The sequence below is a fragment of the Arthrobacter sp. ZGTC131 genome, from assembly GCF_002929275.1.
Lineage (GTDB): Bacteria > Actinomycetota > Actinomycetes > Actinomycetales > Micrococcaceae > Arthrobacter.
In genome coordinates this window covers 42829-60493 of sequence record NZ_PJIK01000017.1, presented here as the reverse complement: position 1 = coordinate 60493, position 17665 = coordinate 42829, and the positions used below count along the sequence as shown (strand labels likewise).

The window sequence follows — 17665 nt, the reverse complement described above, 5'->3', positions numbered from 1 at the left end:
AGCATGGACACCATGACGATTCCGGCAGTGCCCGCCCCGCGAACCCAGGTGACCCGCAAGGATGTTGCCCGGTACGCCGGGGTGAGCACCGCCGTCGTCAGTTATGTGGTCAACGGCGGGCCCAAGAAGGTGGCGCCGGCCACCGAAGCCAAGGTCCAGGAGGCCATCAGGCTGCTGGGTTACCGCCCCAACGCGGCCGCGAGGGCGCTGAAGCTGGGGTCAACCGAGACTATCGGCCTCATCATCCCTGATAACAGCAACCCCTTCTTCTCCCTGCTGGCCCATGCAGTGGAGGACGCGGCGGCAGAGCTGGGCTTCGCACTGTTCCTGACGAACTCGGACGGGAACCTGGCCAAGGAGCGCCGGAATATCCGGAACCTCGCCGCCCGGCAGGTGGACGGCGTGGTCTTGGCGAGTGTGCTCCTGGACCCGGATCTGGCTGACTTGCAGGCTGCGGAGATACCGTCCGTGCTCCTGAGTCACAGCGAGAGGTCCGCAAGTTTCACCACGGTGGGTGTGGACCTGGCTGAAGGAGCCCGCACGGCCGTGGAGCACCTGATCGGGCATGGCCACACCAACATCGGCCTGGCCATGGGTACCACCACAGGCAACGAAGGGGACGCGCGTGAGGACGGGTGGCTGCAGGCCCTCGAGGACGCCGGACTGCCGGAAGGGCCGATAGCGCGCAGCGCGTTCACCAGGGTCGGGGGTTACGCGGCCGGCAAGCGCCTCCTTGCCTCGGCAAACCGGCCAACGGCCATCTTTGCCAGCTCCGACATGCAGGCGATCGGCATACTCCGGGCCCTCCACGAAGCGGGGCTGTCAGTTCCCGGCGACGTGGCGCTGGCATCTTTCGACGGCTCTGTGGAGGCGGAGTATTCGTGGCCGCCGCTGACCACCGTGGAACAGCCCGTGCGCGCAATGGCGGAGGCCGCAGTGCGCGCGCTTGTCGGCGCCGACCGTGCCGAACCCCCGCAGCACCGCGTCTTTCCGACGCAGCTGCTGGTCAGGCAGTCCTGCGGCTGCGGCTGAGGGCTTCTAGACGAGCCGGAGCCGGCTCACCCGGTCGCTGAGGAGCCGCTGGGCTTCGCCGGACAGGCCGGCATCACTGATTACCTCGTCGGCTTCCTCGAGTTTCGCGATGGTGCTGATGCCCTGAGTGCCCCACTTGCTGTGGTCGGCCAGGACCACCACCTTGCGGGAAGCGGCAACGAAGGCGCGGTCGGTTTCAGCCTCCAGCAGGTTGGGGGTTGTGTAGCCGGCCTCGGCGTCCATGCCGTGCACGCCGAGGAACAGCAGGTCCAGGTGCAGCTGCCTGAGCGCCGCGGTGGCGATGGGTCCCACCAAGGCGTCCGACGGCGTGCGCTCGCCGCCGATGAGGATCACCGTCGAGCTGTGCCGCGGGCCGCCTGACGCTGCCCCGTGATGGAAGAGGTCGGCGATCCGGATCGAGTTGGTCACCACGGTGATCCGCGGCCCGTTCACCAGTTCCTTGGCCAGCGCCCAGGTGGTGGTACCGGCGCTCAAGGCCACTGCCATGCCCTCATGAACCATGGTGGCGGCCTCCACGGCAATGGCGCGTTTCTGGAGGGTCAGCTGGGTGGACTTGAGCTCGAACCCGGGCTCGTGGGTGCTCGCGTCCCCGGGCAGCTTGGCGCCGCCGTGGATCCGCTCCACCTGCCCGCTTTCCTCCAGCATCTCGATGTCCCGGCGCACGGTCATGAGGGAGACGCCCAGATGCTGGGCGAGGTCAGAGACCCGGACCACGCGCTCGCGCTGGACGGCATCCACGATGGACTGGTGGCGGGCTGCGGGAAGCATGGGAATCCTCTCAAGCGGTGACGGCGGCGGTGTGGCTGCTCCTACCATCTTCGCCTACCCCTTGCTGGAACCGAGAGTCAGCCCGGCAACAAACTGCCGCTGCAGGAGCAGGTAGACAATCAGCGTCGGAATCACGGTGATGACGGCTCCGGCGGCCAGCAGGTTGTAGTCGTTCAGGAATTCGCCCTGGAGGTTGTTGATGGCCGTGGTGACCGGGAGCCTGTCGCCGCTCTGGATGAAAATAAGCGGCCAGAAATAGTCGTTGTAGATGAAGATGACTTCCAGCGTGCCGAGGGCGGCAAAGGCCGGCCGGCACAGCGGCATGATGATCTCCCGGTACTGGCGCCAGATGCCCGCCCCGTCCACCAGCGCGGCCTCGGTCAGGTCCGGGGACAGCGCCTTCATGTAATTGGAAAGGACGAACGTGCAGAAGCCCATCTGGAAGGCGGTGTTCACGGCGATGACCACAATGTAGGTGTTGAGCATGTTGCCCGAATCGCTGAAGGCATACGGCACCTCGAAGTGCTTGGCCATCTCGAACAGCGGGGCCGCCAGAACCTGGGGCGGCAGCAGGTTGCCGGCCGTGAACATGATGAGCAGCGTGACATTGAACTTCCAGCTCACCCGGCTGACGGCGAACGCCATCATGGACGAAAGAAAGAGCACGAGAAGGACGGCCGGAACGGAGATGATCACCGAGTTCCAGAAGTACTTGGCGATGCCGCCCTGCGTCCAGGCCTGGACGAAGTTGTCGAAGTTGAACTCGCCGGCGATGCTGAAGTAGCCGTGTTCATTGGTGGAGGCGATGGGCCGCAGGGCCGTGAAGAGCGCCCATCCCAACGGGATGAGCCACATGACCGCCATGGCCGTGAGGAAGATGTGCGTTCCGTAGTGACGTTTCGGCCTGCTGCCGGAACGGTGCCGCTCTGCGGTGGGAAAGCCTGCGCGCGTTGCCGTGGTGCTCATGCTTTGTTCTCCTTGCCGAAGGTGCGGCTGAGGTAGAAGACGATCGGGACCAGGGAGATCACCAGCAGAACCACCGCAAGGGCGGATCCGACGCCGATCACCTGTCCCTCTCCCACGAGGTTCTGAATAACCAGCGCACTGATGAGTTCGAGGCCGTTGGTGCCGCGGTTGATGACGTAGACAACGTCGAACGCACGCAGCGACTCGATGATGGTGATCACGACGATCACGATGTTGATGGGGCGCATGGCCGGGAAGACCACCCGGAAGAAGGTCTGCACCGCATTCGCGCCGTCGATGGCCGCGGCTTCCTTGAGGCTCGGGTCGACGCCCTTGAGGCCGGCAAGGTAGAGCAGCATGACGTAGCCGGCATGCCGCCAGGTGGCGGCGATCAGGGCGGCCCAGATGTTGACGGAGGAGTCGCCGAACCAGTCAACCGCCTGCGGTGTGCCGGAGGTGCCCAGCAGGAAGTTCAGCAGGCCGTTGTCCCGCTGGTAGAAGAGCTGCCAGATGATGCCGATCAGGGCCAGGGACAGCATCACGGGAGCGAAGAAGATGCTCTGGTAGATCTTGCTCCCGCGGATCTGCTGGTCCAAGAGCACGGCCAGCAGAAGTCCCAGCGGGGTGGCCACCAGGGCCAGGAAGGCAAGCCACAGCAGGTTGTGCTGCATGGCCGGCCAGAACGGCGGGTAGTCCTGCGAGATGTACTGGTAGTTATCGAGGCCAGCAGGCCTGATGTCCGTCAGGGCCAGGCCGTTCCAGCGCATGAAGCTCAGGGCGATGGACATCAGCGTGGGCAGCCAGACAAATACCAACTGGATGAGCGTCGGAATGCCCACCATGAAGGAAAGGACGATCTTGTCGCGTTTGGAAAGCCGCCGGACTTTCCCGCTCTTGACGCCCCTGGCCTGCGCTCCGGACGGTGCCCTGGATTCCGGCGGGACCAGGTCTCTTGCTGTGGTGCTCATGAGAATCCCTGACCGCTACTGGGCCGCGTAGAGCGTCTTGGCCTGGGCCTCGAGATTCTTGACGTCCATCCTGCCGTCCTTGAGGAAGGTCTGCAGGGCGGGGATCATGACGTTGTTGGCCATGGCAGGCAGGGCGTCGCGGTCGAAGAACTGGCTGATGTACTTGGCGTTGGCAATCGTGTCGGCGCACTTCTTGTTCAGCTCGCTGAATTTGGACGTGTCGGTGCCTTTGGCCGTGGCGATGTTGGAGGGGTCAACGGCGGCATACGCGTCCTGGGCCTCGGGCGTGCCGATGAATTCCATGAACTGGCGCGCCGCCGCATTCTCGCCGCCTTTCTTGGACAGGAGTAGTCCGTCGATGGGGGCCTCGACGGCGTCGCGGCCCTCGGTGGCGATCTCCGGGAACGGGAAGAAGTCGATGTCCTTCAGCACGGCGGGATCCGTGAACTGTTGGGTGACGAAGGAGCCAAGCAGGTACATTCCGGTCTTCTTGGCCGCCAATGCCTTGGCCGCGTCCTGCCAGGTCTGGCCCAGCGCGGCAGGGTCCTGGAAGGGAAGCAGCGCCGACCAAGTGGTGAACACTTCGGTCACCTTCGGCTGGTCCCAGGATTCCTTGTGCGCGCAGAGGTCCACGTGGAACTGGTAGCCGTTGAGGCGCATGTTGATGTAGTCGAAAGTGCCCATGGCGGGCCAGCCGTCCTTGTCGGCAAAGCCGATCGGGATGATGCCGTCGGCCTTCATCTTGGCCGCCAGGGTCTTCAGGGCGTCGAAGTTTTCCGGAACCTCGTAGCCCTTCTCCGCCCACAGGCTCTTCCGGTAGAAGAAGCCCCACGGGTAGTTGTAATTCGGCACGAAATACATGTTGCCGTCGGGTCCGGTGGAGGCTGTCTTCAGGGCGTCCGAGAAGTTTCCGCCGATCGTCTCCCAGACATCGTCGACGGGAGCGAGCAGGCCCTTGCCGGCGTAGAACTGCATCCGGTAGCCCGCGAACCAGGTGAACGTGTCGTCCGGCGAGCCCTGCAGGTAGGAATTGATCTTGTTCTGGAAGTCGTTGTGCGGCACGACGTTGGTGCTGACCGTCTTGCCCGTCTTCTTGGTGAAGGCGTCAGTCACCGCCTGGTATGCCTTCTTGGGAACCTCGTCGGAGGACCCCGAACCGAACGTGAGTCCCGACGACTCCGTGCCTCCTCCGGACGGTCCGGTGCCTCCGGTGCAGGCTGCCAGCAGCGGCACGCCGGCCAGCCCGGCAGCACCCACGCCCAGACTCTTCAGGATTGTGCGCCGGCCGGGGCCGGCGGGTAGGGACGGTTCTGTGTGCGCTGCCATGATCTCTCCCTTGAGGTTCAGCTGGTTGTGAGGCGCCTCACATAGGGATGACTATAACCTCGCAAAAGGGAACAGGAAAGATCGAAAAACAACATGCTGCCGTCCGGTGGGCAGGCCCCGTGAGCAGGCCGGTGAGCGGCCAATGGGCGGCCCGTGACGGCCAAGCAGCAGGGCCCGTCCGCTGAGTGCGGCCGGGCCCTGCAAAGTGCGGTTTTGTGCTTATTTCTTTAGCGACGCCGCGATCTGGGCCATGACGGTGTTGTCGGCCAGGGTGGTGGCATCTCCGACGTCGCGTCCCTCGGCCACGTCCTTAAGCAGGCGCCGCATGATCTTTCCGGAGCGGGTCTTGGGGAGCTCGGGCACCACCAGGATGGTCTTGGGCTTGGCGATCGGCCCGATTTCCTTGCCCACGTGGTTGCGGAGGTCCTGGACGATTTCATCGCCTGAGTCCACGGCATCTCCGCGCAGGATCACGAACGCCACCACTGCCTGGCCGGTGGTTTCGTCCGCCGCTCCGACGACGGCGGCTTCCGCCACGGCCGGGTGGCTCACCAGGGCGGACTCGATCTCCGTGGTGGAGAGCCGGTGCCCGGAGATGTTCATGACGTCGTCCACGCGGCCCAGGAGCCAGATGTCGCCGTCCTCGTCTTTCTTGGCGCCGTCACCGGCAAAGTACATGGCCTCGAACCGGGACCAGTAGGTTTCCTTGAACCGCTCGGGGTCGCCCCAGATTCCGCGGAGCATGGCAGGCCACGGTTCGCGGATCACCAGGAACCCGCCATGGCCGTTGGGCACGGAGACGCCGTTCTCGTCCACGACGTCCACGGCGATGCCGGGCAGCGGCACCTGCGCTGAGCCGGGCTTGGTGGCGGTGACGCCGGGGAGCGGGGCGATCATCTGGGCGCCGGTTTCGGTCTGCCACCAGGTGTCCACGATGGGTGCGGGGTTTTTCTTGCCGCCGCTTCCGCCGATGACGTCGCGGTACCACATCCAGGCCTCGGGGTTGATGGGTTCGCCCACGGAGCCCAGGACCCGGATGGAGGAGAGATCGTACTTGTCCGGGATGTCCCGGCCCCACTTCATGAAGGTGCGGATGGCGGTGGGCGCGGTGTAGAGGATGGAGACCTTGTACTTCTGGACAATCTCCCACCAGCGGCCCTGGTGCGGGGAATCGGGGGTGCCTTCGTACATGACCTGGGTGGCGCCGTTGATGAGCGGAGCGTAGGCGACGTACGAGTGGCCGGTGACCCAGCCGACGTCGGCCGTGCACCAGTAGACGTCCGTCTCCGGGTGCAGGTCGAACACGGCCTTGTGGGTGTACGCCGTCTGGGTGAGGAACCCGCCGGTGGTGTGCAGGATGCCCTTGGGCTTTCCGGTGGTGCCGGAGGTGTACAGAATGAACAGCGGGTGTTCGGAGTCATGACCCACGGCGGTGTGCTCGGCGGAGGCCGCCTCGACGGTGTCTGCCCACCAGTGGTCGCGTCCCGCGTGCCAGTCCACGTCCTGCCCGTTGCGCTTGACCACCACCACGTTCTGCACCGTGTGGCCATCGTTGGCTAGTGCTTCATCGACAGCCGACTTCAGGGCGCTGGGCTTGCCGCGGCGGTACGTGCCGTCGGCGGTGACCACGAGCTTTGCCTGGGCGTCCTCGATCCGGGACCGCAGGGCGTCGGAGGAGAAGCCGCCGAACACCACCGAATGCACCGCCCCGATCCGGGCGCAGGCGAGCAGCGTGATCACGGCCTCCGGAATCATGGGCAGGTAAACGGCCACGCGGTCACCCTTGGCCACGCCGAGGGACTCGAACGCGTTGGCGGCCTTTTTCACTTCTTCGGTCAGTTCGGCGTAGGTGTAGCTGCGGGTGTCGCCGGGTTCGCCCTCGAAGTAGATGGCCACGCGGTCGCCGAGCCCGTTCTCCACGTGCCGGTCCAGCGCGTTGTACGCTGCGTTCACCTCGCCGCCGACGAACCACTTCGCGAACGGGGGATTGGACCAATCAAGCGCCTGCGTGAAGTCCTTGTTCCACGTGAGCAGCTCGCGGGCCTGCTTGGCCCAGAAGGCAGGGCGGTCGGCTTCGGCCTCGGCGTAGGCTTCCGCACCAACCACGGCGTTGGCGGCGAAGTCTTCGGACGGGGCAAACTTGCGGTTCTCATGCAGCAGGTTTTCGAGAGCATCGCCCTGCTGGCTGGTTGCGGCGGCGGTGGCCGTCGAGCCGGGAGTGTCGTGGGACATGGTGAACCTCATCATTCATCGATCTTTGCTGCGCGGGATGTGCCGTGCCCGGCCGGCGCCGGGCCGCTGTGCACGGCGTCGGGCTGCGGCCGATCGCGGACATACCGCAAAGAGCTGTTCCGAAAACAGACTAGCGCTTTCGGTTCAGCCACGTGTGCCGCGTCACATAGTGAACAGTGAGCGGTGCCTATTTCGCGACGAATGGTTGCCCGCCTTCGCGGGCGTCGGTACCGGGGTGATCCCCGGCCGGGGCATCCCCGGCGCCCCGCCGCGGCCAGTCAGCTAGTGATCATCCATGCACTTGGCTAGGCTGAGAAGGACTCGTGACAGAGGCCGGAGGCAGCCTGACCCCTGAGGTCGGGCCCGCCGGCCGTTAGGCGTCGCCCGGCATCGGACAGCCGCTCGGGTGGCGCCACGCTAAGGAGAACAGTATGAATCAGCAAAGCCACGGCCAGCCGGGTCTGACCCAGCCGGGCCCGGACCAGCGGAACTCCGGTCAGCAGGGTCAGGCCCAGCGCGACCTGGGTCCGCAGGCTCCAGCCGGGCACGCTCCGGCCGATGCGGCCGGAGCCGAAATAGGTTCAACCGGACAACGTGAAGCGCCGCGGGACGATTCGCAGGCCAACAGCCACGGCTCACACTCCGGCAGGCCCCAAGGAGGGGAATCCGCGGCAGCTGCCTCCAGTGCTTCCGCTGGTGGCACGGGTTCCGGAGCGCGGAACGTGGCAGTCGCAGGCCCTTTCACCGTCCGTGACCTGACCGTTTTCGGGGCCACGCTGATTCTCTTCGTCGCATCGCTGATTCCGATGTTCGCCGTCCGGTACAACCTGTGGAACCTCGGAAGCCTGTTCTTCCTGGGGCTGGGGATCGTGCTGCCGCTCATCCTGGCGGCGCTGTTTGTGGCGCGCCGGCTGGCTCCCGAGACGAAGGTCCGCATCGGCTCGCTGTCCGTCGACCAGTTCGGCTCGGTTGTGGCCTCCTTTGCCGTGGCCTTCTTCTTCCTCTCTGTCGCAGGAGCATTCACGCCGAGCCTGCTCGTTGCACTGATTGGCTCCCTGGTGCTTTTCGCCGCCACGGTGCTGGCCAGGTTCATTCCCTTCTTCGCCGGCGACTTCCTGGACCGGGCTGAAGTGCCGGCCCACATCGCCGCCCGCGAATCCGCCGTGCCCGCTCGTGCGCCGAAGGCGCCGAAACCTGCCAAGCCGTCCGAGCAGGGCCCGACGGCGGTCGGCCAGAAGGCGGTCGGCCGGCTTTTTGGCGGCCAGAAATTCGGCGGCCAGTCCGCAGCCCAAGCAGAAGCCCCGGCGCCGGCAAGGGGCGGCGCCACCGCCGTTACCCCAACAGCCGGGGCGGGAACCTTAGGTGCCGCAACCGGCGCCGGTGCCACGGGCGCCGGAATAGCACCCTCCGCTGGAATGGCGCCGTCCGCGGGTGCCTGGCCCGCCGCCAACGCAGCCAGCAGCGCCGCAGCATCCCCCGAAACCGGACCCGCCGCCGTCGTGCCTTCCGCAGAGGCTCCCGCAGCCGCCCGGCCAGCGGCAACCGAACCGGCAACGCCGGCGGCCGAGGAGACGCAGCTGGACGGAACTCCGGTCACCGCAGCTGCTGCCGGCGCCGGCACGGCCCCGGCGGCGTCGGCCACTCCGGCCACCGCCGTCCATCCGCAGGTGAAGGCGCAGGAGCCGATGAAATCGCAGGAGCCGATCGGCGCTACGGTTGATCCCGCAAGCCGGCCCGAGGAGTCCGAGGAGCAGCCCGTCCACGAGGCATTCTGGTTCGCGGTGGCGCAGCACCGGACGGCCGTTGACGAGCGCACCGGAGCACCGCTGTTCGGAATCGAGCCCGGCGGCTGGGTGCTGGCCCTCGAGGACCGGGGCGATGAGTTCCTGGTCCAGCACACGGACGGCCGCGTGGGCGTCCTGCGCGATCTCAGCAACATCGAGCGCGGCTAGCCGGCCTCCCGTGGCCACCTCCAGCACACCCCGTCGCGGCACCGTGCGGAACGGAGCCGGTGCGCCCGGAAGCCCGACGACGGCGGGAACCGGTGCGCCCGGAAGCCCGACGGCGGCGGGAACCGGTGCGCCCGAAGCGGGTGCGCCCGGTTCCGGCGAGTCAACACTGGCGCGGAAGCGGCGGGCCCGGCGAATCAACCGGGCCCTTGCCGAGCAGTACCCCTATGCCCACGCCGAGCTCGACTTCCGGAATCCGTTTGAGCTCCTGGTGGCCACGGTGCTGTCCGCGCAAACCACCGACGTGACCGTCAACCTCATCACGCCGCTGCTGTTCGCCCGCTATCCGGACGCACGTGCCATGGCCGAAGCCGACACCGCGGAGCTGGAGGCGATCATCAAGCCGACAGGATTCTTCCGGGCCAAGACGAAGAACCTCCTGGCCCTTGGGAACCGGCTCGTGGACGAGTTCGACGGCGTGGTTCCCGGCCGGCTCGAAGATCTGGTGACGCTTCCCGGCGTCGGACGGAAAACCGCGAACGTGGTGCTGGGAAATGCCTTCGGCATTCCCGGCATCACCGTGGACACGCACTTCGGACGCCTGGCGCGGCGGTTCGGCTGGACCGAGTCCGACGATCCAGTCCGCATCGAATCCGATGTGGCGGAACTGTTCGAGCCCCGCGACTGGACCATGCTGTCCCACCGCGTGGTGTTCCACGGCCGGCGGGTCTGCCATTCCCGGAAGCCCGCCTGCGGCGCCTGCGCCGTGGCCAACTGGTGTCCCAGCTTTGGCCTGGGCGAGACGGACCCGGCCAAGGCCGCGAAACTCCTTAAGTACGAGCTCGCGCCGGGAAACGAGGCACTCCTCGGCAGGCTCCTGGCCGAGACCCACCGTGCGGCCGAGATCCGGATGGAATCCCAGCGGAGGGTCCCATGACCGCGCGCCAGGACTTGGTGGACCTCGTCAAGTCGATCAACGCCGGAACAGGACCGGCGCGGAATCCGTACTGGCGCACGCTCACGGTGGACGCCTCGGTGGCACGAAAGGCTGCCGTGCTGATCCTCTTCGGTGCGCTGGACAACGTCCCGGCGGCCTCGGGAAAGCCGCTGGTGGCCGCGGACCTGGACGTGCTGCTCCTCGAGCGCGCGCACACGCTGGACGACCACCCCGGTCAGGTGGCATTTCCCGGTGGCGGCATCGATCCGGACGAGTCTCCGGTCGCGGCGGCGCTGCGCGAGGCCGAGGAGGAGACCGGGGTGGATCCGGCAGGCGTGGAAGTGCTCGGGGTCCTGCCCGAACTGGCGCTGCCCCGCGGCAATTACCTCGTGACGCCGGTCCTCGGATGGTGGGCCTCGCCGTCGCCCGTCCGAGTTATGGACTACGGCGAGTCCGCCCAGGTTTTCCGCGTCCCGGTTCGGGACCTGCTGGATCCGGAAAACCGGGCGATGGCCACCGTCACGAGGATGAACCAGACGTTCCAGAGTCCGGCGTTCACCGTCAAGGAAGTGGTGGTCTGGGGCTTTACCGGCATGATCCTGAACGAACTGTTCGACCAGCTGGACTGGGCTGTTCCGTGGGACCGGACCCGGCTGCACCAGTTGGATCTCTAGCGCTGGGGCTGCGGCTTCCGCAGGTCCACTACAAGCCCCGTTGCGGCGTTTTCCCGCATCGCGTTGATGCCCGCCAGGACGCCGGATACGGTCCTGAACCGCGGGGACACAGCCACCACGTTGCCGTCCCCGTCCATGAGCCGGAATTTATAGGACTGCTCGCCGTCCTCGTGTACTTCAAATTTGCCCGCCATTGGCGTGGAACCCCCTGCTGATGCTTCATTGCACGTGCCGGACCAACGATTCTGCCACTGCCCGGCCACTTTCGAGCCTAGTGTCCTGGGCCACAGGGGGCGAGCTACCCGCGGGTACGTTACTTCGTTCAACGGTACGTGTCCATGGCGGACGGATGTGACTTTATTTCCCGCCGTTGAGCGGCTATTGTCACGCCCCGGCTGCAGCCCAGGGGCTCTGTTATCGACCGGCGCCTGACGGGGCGTCCTTACTTCGCGTGGTCGTAGGAGTCCACTACCGCCACACTCACCGGGAACTCCACTGGAATAGGGCCGAAGAGCAGCTCCTTGGCGGCGTTGGCGGCTGCCTCGATCGCCCTGATGCAGGCATCCACGGCCGCCTCGGGGGCGTGGACCATGACTTCGTCGTGCAGGAAGAAAACGAGCTCCCCGGAAGCGGAACCGTCGGCACGCAAGGTGCGCAACCGGCGTCGTAATTCCGCCAGCCAGCAGGCGGCCCAGTCCGCCGCGGAGCCCTGCACGACGAAGTTGCGCGTGAACCGGCCCCGCGAGCGGGCGATCGAATCCGCCCGCCGCTGCTCCTCGGCCGAAGTGGACCGCTGGCTGAGGAGCCATCGCTCGGACGGGGGCGGGCTGCTGCGGCCCAGACGGGAGGTGACCGTTTTCCCGGCCTCGCCGTCGCGGGCCGCCCGCTCCACGAAGCCGACGGCGCGCGGGTAGGTCCGTGCCAGCTGCGGCATGAGGCGCCCTGCTTCGCCGGACGTGGCACCGTACATAGCGCCCAGCAGCGCCATCTTGGCTTTCCCGCGATCGCCGCCGAATCCCTTAGCGGCGATGCCCGCGTAGAGGTCCTGGTCGCGGGCCGCCTCGGCCATGGTGGAGTCCTGGGCCAGCGCTACCAGAACGCGGGGTTCAAGTTGGGAGGCGTCCGCAACGATCAGTTTGTGGCCCGGATCGGCATGCACCGCGCCGCGGATCTGGCGGGGGATCTGCAGGGCACCGCCGCCGCGTGAAGCCCAGCGCCCCGATACGACGCCGCCCACCACGTACTCGGGCTGGAACCGGCCGTTCTTTACCCAGGCATCCAGCCACGCCCACCCGTTCGCGGTATGCAGCCGGGAGAGCTTCTTGTAGGCCAGCAGCGGCTCGATGGCCGGATGGCTGGACTCCTTGAGCTCCCACTGCCGGGTCGACTTTACCTCGATGCCATTCCGGTGCAGAGCGCGCATGAGCTCCTGCGGCGAGTCCGGGTTCAGGCTCGGCGAGTTGAGGAGCCGGCGGAGTTCCGAGTTGAGTGCCTCGAGTTTGGCGGGCCGGTGTCCCAGCGGCGGCCGCGGGCCCAGATATTCGGCGAGGATCTGTTCGTGCAGCTCCTCCCGCCAAGGCACGCCCGCATGCTGCATCTCGGCGGCGATCATGGCCCCGGCGGATTCGGCGGCGAGCAGCAGCTGCAGCCGCTGCCTCCGGTTGCCGTCCGCGCTTGCGGCCCCCAGAGCCTCCTGCTGGGCGGCGTAGTCGGTGCGGAGCTCATCGAGGGTATGCCGGGGTTCGGATCTCAGTCCGGGGTCGTCGAAGAGCGCACCCTGATCGGCGGGCGGAGGCGGTGGCTGAAGCACCCGCGGCGGCTGGAGATCGTCGTCCTGCGTCAGCTTCTCGGCGTTTTCCGCATAGGCGGTATGCGCCGTGAACTCCGAATGCGCCAGGATGGCGCCGCACAGTGCGAGATCGTAGCAGCGCTCCAGCTCGACGCCGGCCTGCAGCAGGGCCGGGTACCAGTCCTGCGTCCGGTGCCAGATCCAGCGCGGCCGCCGCTTTTCGAGTTCACGCACGACGGCGGCAAGTCCGGTTGCGCTGGGCTGTTTGCCTGGTGCCGAGGATTCTCCGGTGGAGTTTCGCCTGATGATCCGCGGTTCCGGATTGCCGGGACTGGGCAGGCCGGCGGCGGTGAGTTCCTGTATGACTGCGCCGTCAGCGTGGGCGGCGAGCAACAGATACATGCGTCAATTCTGCCTTGCCGCAGGCGGTGTTCTTTGCCGCCCCGCTTGCCGGCGCTTACGGGAAGCCGAGGACCGGGATCCGGGCGCCGGATTTGTGCAATACGTCCGTCCGGCCGCGCCGCCGGACATCTCCTCCACAGGGCGAGGGCCGCCGGGTTGTCCACATAGGACAATCCGGCCCTGACCAGCAACGGATCTTTTCGGCAGGGTGGACGCATGAGCAGGCACCATGCACGGAACCAGGAAAGCGCCCCCGAACCGGATATTGAGCCGGCGGCTATGCCATCCGGTCAGGGCATCCCCGCACAGCGCACGGCGGACAGGGCACCGGGTACACCTGACGGGCGAGCGCCGGCAGCGCGGCGGACGTCTGCTGCCGAGCGTGCTGCAAGGATCCGGCAGACCGGACGTGGTCCGGAGCCCTGGCTGCCCGTTGAGGCGAGCGAGGTACTGCTGGTCACCGCCTTCGATTTTCTCCATGCCGAAGTAGAACGGATCGTGGCGGCCGCCGGGGCCAGCCTGCGCGTGGCTGCCGACATCGCGGAGGCTGCTCCCTACTGGGATTCGGCCGCGGCCGTATTGGTGGGCAGCGATGTTCGAGATCTGCCTCCGCGCCGCCGCGCGCCATCCGTGCTCGTGGGTCTGAGCGGGGAAGGGGATGCGCTGTGGCACCTCGGAGCGGCCCTTGGCGCGCAACGCGTAGCCGTCCTCCCCGACGCCGCTGCGTGGCTCGCCGAGTACCTCAGCCGCTCACGTGCACCGGAGGCCGGGGGAATGGTCCTCGGCGTTACCGGCGGTTGCGGAGGTGCAGGCGCCACCACGGCGGCGATCTGGCTTGCCCAGGCGGCGGCAGGCCTCGGCGCAAGGGTTCTGCTCGTGGACGCAGACCCCTGGGGAGGCGGACTCGAACTCGCCTTGGCGGCCGAGGAATCGCCGGGCCTCCGATGGCCGGATCTGTCGGATGCCAGTGGCAGCATCGACCCCGAGCAGCTCGCGGACGCCCTGCCCATGGCCGGAGGGTTTTCGTTCCTGTCGTGGCCCGGCACAAGGGAAAGGCCGCCGGCTGTCGACTCCGCCAGCGTGGGCGGAGTACTCGACGCCGCACGGCGGGGCTACGAGCTGGTCATCGTCGACATCGGGCGGAATGGCGAACCGTTGCGGACTTTTGCCTGGGACTGTGACCGCCTGCTGGTCGTGGTCCCGGCGCAGTTGAAGGCGGCTGTCGCTGCTGCCCGGCTGCTGCAGGAGCTGCCGCCCGTGGAGTCGGCGCTGCTTGTCAGGGGGAAGGCCGGGGCTGCGCTGGACGGAGCACTGATTGCCGAGTCTGTGGGCCTTCCGCTGCACGGCCGGATGCCGGAAGTGCGCGGCACGGCTGCGGCCGCCGAACTCGGCCGCCTACTGGAACACGGCAAGCGGAAGAGCATCCGCCGCTTCGCGGCCTCGGTGCTGGACATTCTCGACGATGAGCTGCTGGCGGGGGATGTCCGGTGAGTGCCCATTTGGGCATTCCGGAGCCAGGTTTCGGTCCGCGGCCAGGTGCTGCGGCGGGCCCCGGGCTGGCGTCGAGCGCCAGCCGGCGGCGGGCGGCGAGGGCCCTCGACGCGGGGCTGTTGGAAACCGTGCGCGAATCCGTCATGGCAGATGCCGGACCAGTCACTCCCTCGCGCGTTGCGGCCGCCGTACAGGCTACGGGAAAGCTGCTCGGCACCGCGGGGTCCCTTGCCGCCGTCGAACGCATCAGTGCTGAACTGAACGGGCTCGGGCCCCTGCAGCAGCTGGTCCGGGATGCGTCGGTGACGGACATATTCGTCAACGCGCCCGGTTCCGTGTGGCTTGACCGCGGCAGGGGCATCGAACGGGCGCCTGTGGTCTTCGCCGGAGAAGCCCAGGTCCGGGCCCTAGCCGCCAGGCTGGTGGCGGCGGGCGGACGGCGCCTGGACGACGGATCACCCTGCGTGGATGTTCGGCTCGAGGGCGGTTACCGCGTTCACGCAGTCCTGCCTCCCATCTCCGCATCCGGGACGCTCCTGAGTGTCAGGATCCGGCGCGAACAGGTCTTTTCCATGGACGAGCTCCGGCAGGGAGGTATGTTCGGCCTTCTGGTGCAGGCGGTACTGGAACGCTTGGTGGAGCAGCGGCTGAGCTTTCTAGTCAGCGGAGCTACGGGGTCAGGGAAAACCACCCTGCTGTCCACGCTGCTGGGACTCTGTCATCCCGGTGAACGGCTGGTCCTGATTGAGGACGCCTCCGAGCTGAACCCGGTACACCCGCACGTTGTCCAGCTCGAGTCGCGGCACGGCAACTTGGAAGGCGGCGGCGAAGTGGATTTGGGTGAGCTGGTGCGGCAGGCGCTGAGAATGCGGCCGGACCGGCTGGTGGTGGGAGAGTGCCGCGGCGCTGAGGTGCGGGAACTCCTAACCGCAATGAACACCGGACATACCGGCGGTGGCGGGACCATCCACGCCAATGCCGCCGGCGCGGTACCGGCGCGGCTCATTGCGCTCGGGGCACTGGCAGGGCTGGGGCAGGACGCCGTCAGGCTGCAGGTTGCCAGCGCCCTGGACATCGTGGTTCACGTGGCACGATCCCGGCACGGGCGGTATGTGGCCTGCGTGGGTGTTCTGACGGACACGTCCGCCGGACTTGGCGTGGCCGTGGCACTCGAGATTTCGGGCGGACAGCTGCTCACCGGACCGGCGTGGGAGGCCCTGGCGCGGCGCCTCGGCATGGACGCGGGGCTACCGCAGAAGATGGGGATGGCGGAGCAGGACGAAGGGCTCGGCACAACGGGAGCGCCAGCGTGATCGCCGTACTTATTGCTGCGTTGGCCATTGCGCTTTGGCTGATCCTGCGGCCGCCGCAAGGCCTTCACCGCAGGGTCCGCAAGGCATTCGCGGGGAGCGCCGCCGGGAGTCGGACAGCCCGCAGCAGGAGAGGAACGGCACGCTGGGCCAACGCCGGATCCCCGGAGGCCCGGGGATCTCTCCCGGATGTCTCACCGGCCCGCCGCTATCGTCGGCGGAGGGGCCTCGAAGCAAGCGACGGGCAGGATCTTTCATGGGGTGGCCGCGATCGCTTCAGCCTCAGCCGGAGGCGTCGCAATGACGCCGCGGTGTCCCTCACAGTACTGGTTCAGCAACTCGCTGCCCTGCTGAAGGGCGGCCGGACTCCTGCCCGCCTTTGGGACGAATTGTGTCTCGTGTACGGAGGATCCGATGCCGCCGACGGCACCGGCGGCGGGCCGCGGCTCAGTCCCGGCTCGGCGGCGGTCCTGGCTGCTGCGCGCGGTGCGGCAATGCGCGGCTCGCCCGTGGCCGAGGCAGTTCGTTTGGCCGCCTCCTCATCTGGTCACGCTGCCGGCAGCCGCGAACCGCGGATTTGGCAGGAACTGGCAGCCTGCTTTGACATCGCCGAGGCCAGCGGCTGTCCTCTGGCTGACGTGCTGACCCGGTTTGCTGCGCAGCTCGAGGTCGAGGATGACGCCGAAGCAGCGCGCCAGACCGCCCTGGCCGGGCCCAAGGCGACAGTTACGTTGCTGACCTGGCTTCCCCTGCTCGGACTCGGGCTGGGGTTCTGCCTGGGCGTGGATCCGCTGGCGATGCTGCTCGGCACACCCATCGGCGTGGCGGCACTCGTCGCAGGAGTCGTCCTTACCGTTGCCGGCAGGCTGTGGTCGGCAAGGCTCGTGCGGGCCGCCGCCGGAGCGTCAGTGCCATGAGTGGGCCGCAACGCGACAGGCAGGCGACACGACTCTGCCCGCTACGGGTCTGTGCCCGGCCGCTAGAGCGGGCCGGCGACATGCGACGGCCACGGTGCCGCGGACCCCGACGCGACGGGACAAATGTGCCACGGAACCCCGGCATGACAGGTCCCGGCTCGTGACCGGGCCGGTTCTTTCCGCTGCACTGGTGGCCATGGTGTTGGCTGCTGCTGCGGCGGTCGCGTTCACCGGTCATTCGCGGACTCGGCGGCGCCTTCTCGGCAGAAACGGCATGATCCCGGAATCTGGGACGCACATCGGCGGCTCCGGCCGGTCCGCTCCTGCCGGACACGGCGCGGGCCTACGCGACACCGCAATGATGCTGGAGCTGGTCGCAGCCATGCTCGACGCCGGATCAGGGATCGGACGGTCCCTGGAACTGGTGGCAGCCGCGGCGTCGCCGGAGTACAGCCGGTCGCTAAGACCCGTCGTCGGGGCCATGGCCATCGGAGCTGATTGGGACACCGCCTGGCGGAGTACGCAGGCGAGGTCACCCGAGATACTAGCCCTCCGCGACGCCTTGGGATTCGCCGCACTGACCGGTGCGCCGTCGTCGGCCATTCTCTATGCCCAGGCCGCCAGGATGAGGCGCGAACGGTTCCGTTCCTCCGAAAAACGCGCAGCGTCCCTCAGCGTCAAGCTCGTGATTCCCTTGGGCCTGTGCTCCCTGCCGGCGTTCATCTGCCTGGGCGTGGTCCCCGTGTTGCTTGCGCTGGTGCCCTCCGGAGCCTAAGTGCCGTCTGATCGCCAACCCGGGCACTGTTCCTCCACACGGCGGCACGCACGGCGCTTTTTCCACTTAGGCGAATCCGTCACTTACCGGCCCGCTCCCCAGGCGGAA

Annotated in this window: 15 protein-coding genes; 8 read left to right on the top strand and 7 right to left on the bottom strand. The window is 67.5% G+C overall.

Annotated elements, in window-relative coordinates; all coding sequences use genetic code 11:
• The first annotated feature begins 3 nt into the window (after positions 1-3).
• Entirely contained in the window at positions 4-1032 is a 1029-nt protein-coding gene (locus CXQ90_RS18275) for a LacI family DNA-binding transcriptional regulator (RefSeq protein WP_104140775.1), read from the top strand.
• Positions 1033-1038: 6 nt separating this feature from the next.
• Here the strand turns inward: CXQ90_RS18275 and CXQ90_RS18270 are convergent, their stop codons facing one another.
• From CXQ90_RS18270 to acs, 5 genes are all read right to left on the bottom strand, one after another.
• The gene (locus tag CXQ90_RS18270; protein ID WP_104140774.1) at positions 1039-1821 is read right to left on the bottom strand and encodes a DeoR/GlpR family DNA-binding transcription regulator; all 783 of its coding nucleotides are present in this window, start codon (positions 1819-1821) and stop codon (positions 1039-1041) included.
• 54 nt (positions 1822-1875) lie between these two features.
• Positions 1876-2787 (bottom strand): carbohydrate ABC transporter permease, encoded by a 912-nt coding sequence (locus CXQ90_RS18265; protein ID WP_104140773.1) that lies wholly within the window; start codon positions 2785-2787, stop codon positions 1876-1878.
• Positions 2784-3755, bottom strand: coding sequence for a carbohydrate ABC transporter permease (locus CXQ90_RS18260; RefSeq protein ID WP_104140772.1), 972 nt, complete (start codon positions 3753-3755; stop codon positions 2784-2786). The genes CXQ90_RS18265 and CXQ90_RS18260 overlap by 4 nt, the downstream gene beginning before the upstream one ends.
• Before the next feature lie 15 nt (positions 3756-3770).
• Positions 3771-5081: an ABC transporter substrate-binding protein gene (locus tag CXQ90_RS18255; RefSeq protein WP_104140771.1), complete on the bottom strand. Its 1311-nt coding sequence runs from the start codon at positions 5079-5081 to the stop codon at positions 3771-3773.
• A gap of 219 nt (positions 5082-5300) precedes the next feature.
• Positions 5301-7313, bottom strand: a complete 2013-nt coding sequence (gene acs / locus CXQ90_RS18250) for an acetate--CoA ligase (protein WP_104140812.1) — start codon at positions 7311-7313, stop codon at positions 5301-5303.
• Positions 7314-7744: 431 nt separating this feature from the next.
• On the opposite strand from acs, the gene CXQ90_RS18245 reads away from it, so the two are divergent.
• From CXQ90_RS18245 to CXQ90_RS18235, 3 genes are all read left to right on the top strand, one after another.
• Positions 7745-9265, top strand: a complete 1521-nt coding sequence (locus CXQ90_RS18245) for a hypothetical protein (protein ID WP_258064593.1) — start codon at positions 7745-7747, stop codon at positions 9263-9265.
• A 166-nt stretch (positions 9266-9431) separates the two neighbouring features.
• On the top strand, positions 9432-10199 hold the full coding sequence (gene nth / locus CXQ90_RS18240; protein WP_104140810.1) for an endonuclease III: 768 nt from the start codon (positions 9432-9434) through the stop codon (positions 10197-10199).
• Entirely contained in the window at positions 10196-10873 is a 678-nt protein-coding gene (locus tag CXQ90_RS18235) for a CoA pyrophosphatase (RefSeq protein ID WP_104140770.1), read from the top strand. Before nth ends, CXQ90_RS18235 begins: the two co-directional genes overlap by 4 nt.
• Here the strand turns inward: CXQ90_RS18235 and CXQ90_RS18230 are convergent.
• Together CXQ90_RS18230 and CXQ90_RS18225 are read right to left on the bottom strand one after the other, a co-directional pair.
• A complete protein-coding gene (locus tag CXQ90_RS18230; RefSeq protein WP_104140769.1) occupies positions 10870-11067 on the bottom strand; it encodes a DUF1508 domain-containing protein in 198 nt (65 codons plus the stop codon). The two genes, CXQ90_RS18235 and CXQ90_RS18230, sit on opposite strands and share 4 nt — an antisense overlap.
• A 248-nt stretch (positions 11068-11315) precedes the next feature.
• Positions 11316-13064, bottom strand: coding sequence for a bifunctional 3'-5' exonuclease/DNA polymerase (locus CXQ90_RS18225; protein ID WP_104140768.1), 1749 nt, complete (start codon positions 13062-13064; stop codon positions 11316-11318).
• 216 nt (positions 13065-13280) lie between these two features.
• Between CXQ90_RS18225 and ssd the strand changes: the two genes are divergently transcribed.
• The 4 genes from ssd (at position 13281) to CXQ90_RS18205 (ending at position 17557) form a co-directional block, all read left to right on the top strand.
• Complete coding sequence (gene ssd / locus CXQ90_RS18220) at positions 13281-14555, top strand: septum site-determining protein Ssd (protein WP_258064592.1); 1275 nt, start codon at positions 13281-13283, stop codon at positions 14553-14555.
• Between the two features lie 65 nt (positions 14556-14620).
• Positions 14621-15868 (top strand): TadA family conjugal transfer-associated ATPase, encoded by a 1248-nt coding sequence (locus tag CXQ90_RS18215; protein WP_258064595.1) that lies wholly within the window; start codon positions 14621-14623, stop codon positions 15866-15868.
• Positions 15868-16782 (top strand): hypothetical protein, encoded by a 915-nt coding sequence (locus tag CXQ90_RS18210; protein WP_181038623.1) that lies wholly within the window; start codon positions 15868-15870, stop codon positions 16780-16782. Before CXQ90_RS18215 ends, CXQ90_RS18210 begins: the two co-directional genes overlap by 1 nt.
• A gap of 160 nt (positions 16783-16942) precedes the next feature.
• Positions 16943-17557 carry a type II secretion system F family protein gene (locus CXQ90_RS18205; RefSeq protein ID WP_104140764.1) on the top strand — a complete coding sequence of 205 codons (615 nt, stop codon included), beginning with the start codon at positions 16943-16945 and terminating at the stop codon, positions 17555-17557.
• The last annotated feature ends 108 nt before the right edge of the window (positions 17558-17665 follow it).

Excerpts from the sequence above, each read along its gene's own strand:
- CXQ90_RS18275 (WP_104140775.1), top strand. The coding sequence starts at position 4 with ATGGACACCATGACGATTCCGGCAGTGCCCGCCCCGCGAACCCAGGTG.
- CXQ90_RS18270 (WP_104140774.1), bottom strand. The coding sequence starts at position 1,821 with ATGCTTCCCGCAGCCCGCCACCAGTCCATCGTGGATGCCGTCCAGCGC.
- CXQ90_RS18265 (WP_104140773.1), bottom strand. The coding sequence starts at position 2,787 with ATGAGCACCACGGCAACGCGCGCAGGCTTTCCCACCGCAGAGCGGCAC.
- CXQ90_RS18260 (WP_104140772.1), bottom strand. The coding sequence starts at position 3,755 with ATGAGCACCACAGCAAGAGACCTGGTCCCGCCGGAATCCAGGGCACCG.
- CXQ90_RS18255 (WP_104140771.1), bottom strand. The coding sequence starts at position 5,081 with ATGGCAGCGCACACAGAACCGTCCCTACCCGCCGGCCCCGGCCGGCGC.
- acs (WP_104140812.1), bottom strand. The coding sequence starts at position 7,313 with ATGTCCCACGACACTCCCGGCTCGACGGCCACCGCCGCCGCAACCAGC.
- CXQ90_RS18245 (WP_258064593.1), top strand. The coding sequence starts at position 7,745 with ATGAATCAGCAAAGCCACGGCCAGCCGGGTCTGACCCAGCCGGGCCCG.
- CXQ90_RS18235 (WP_104140770.1), top strand. The coding sequence starts at position 10,196 with ATGACCGCGCGCCAGGACTTGGTGGACCTCGTCAAGTCGATCAACGCC.
- CXQ90_RS18230 (WP_104140769.1), bottom strand. The coding sequence starts at position 11,067 with ATGGCGGGCAAATTTGAAGTACACGAGGACGGCGAGCAGTCCTATAAA.
- CXQ90_RS18225 (WP_104140768.1), bottom strand. The coding sequence starts at position 13,064 with ATGTATCTGTTGCTCGCCGCCCACGCTGACGGCGCAGTCATACAGGAA.
- ssd (WP_258064592.1), top strand. The coding sequence starts at position 13,281 with ATGAGCAGGCACCATGCACGGAACCAGGAAAGCGCCCCCGAACCGGAT.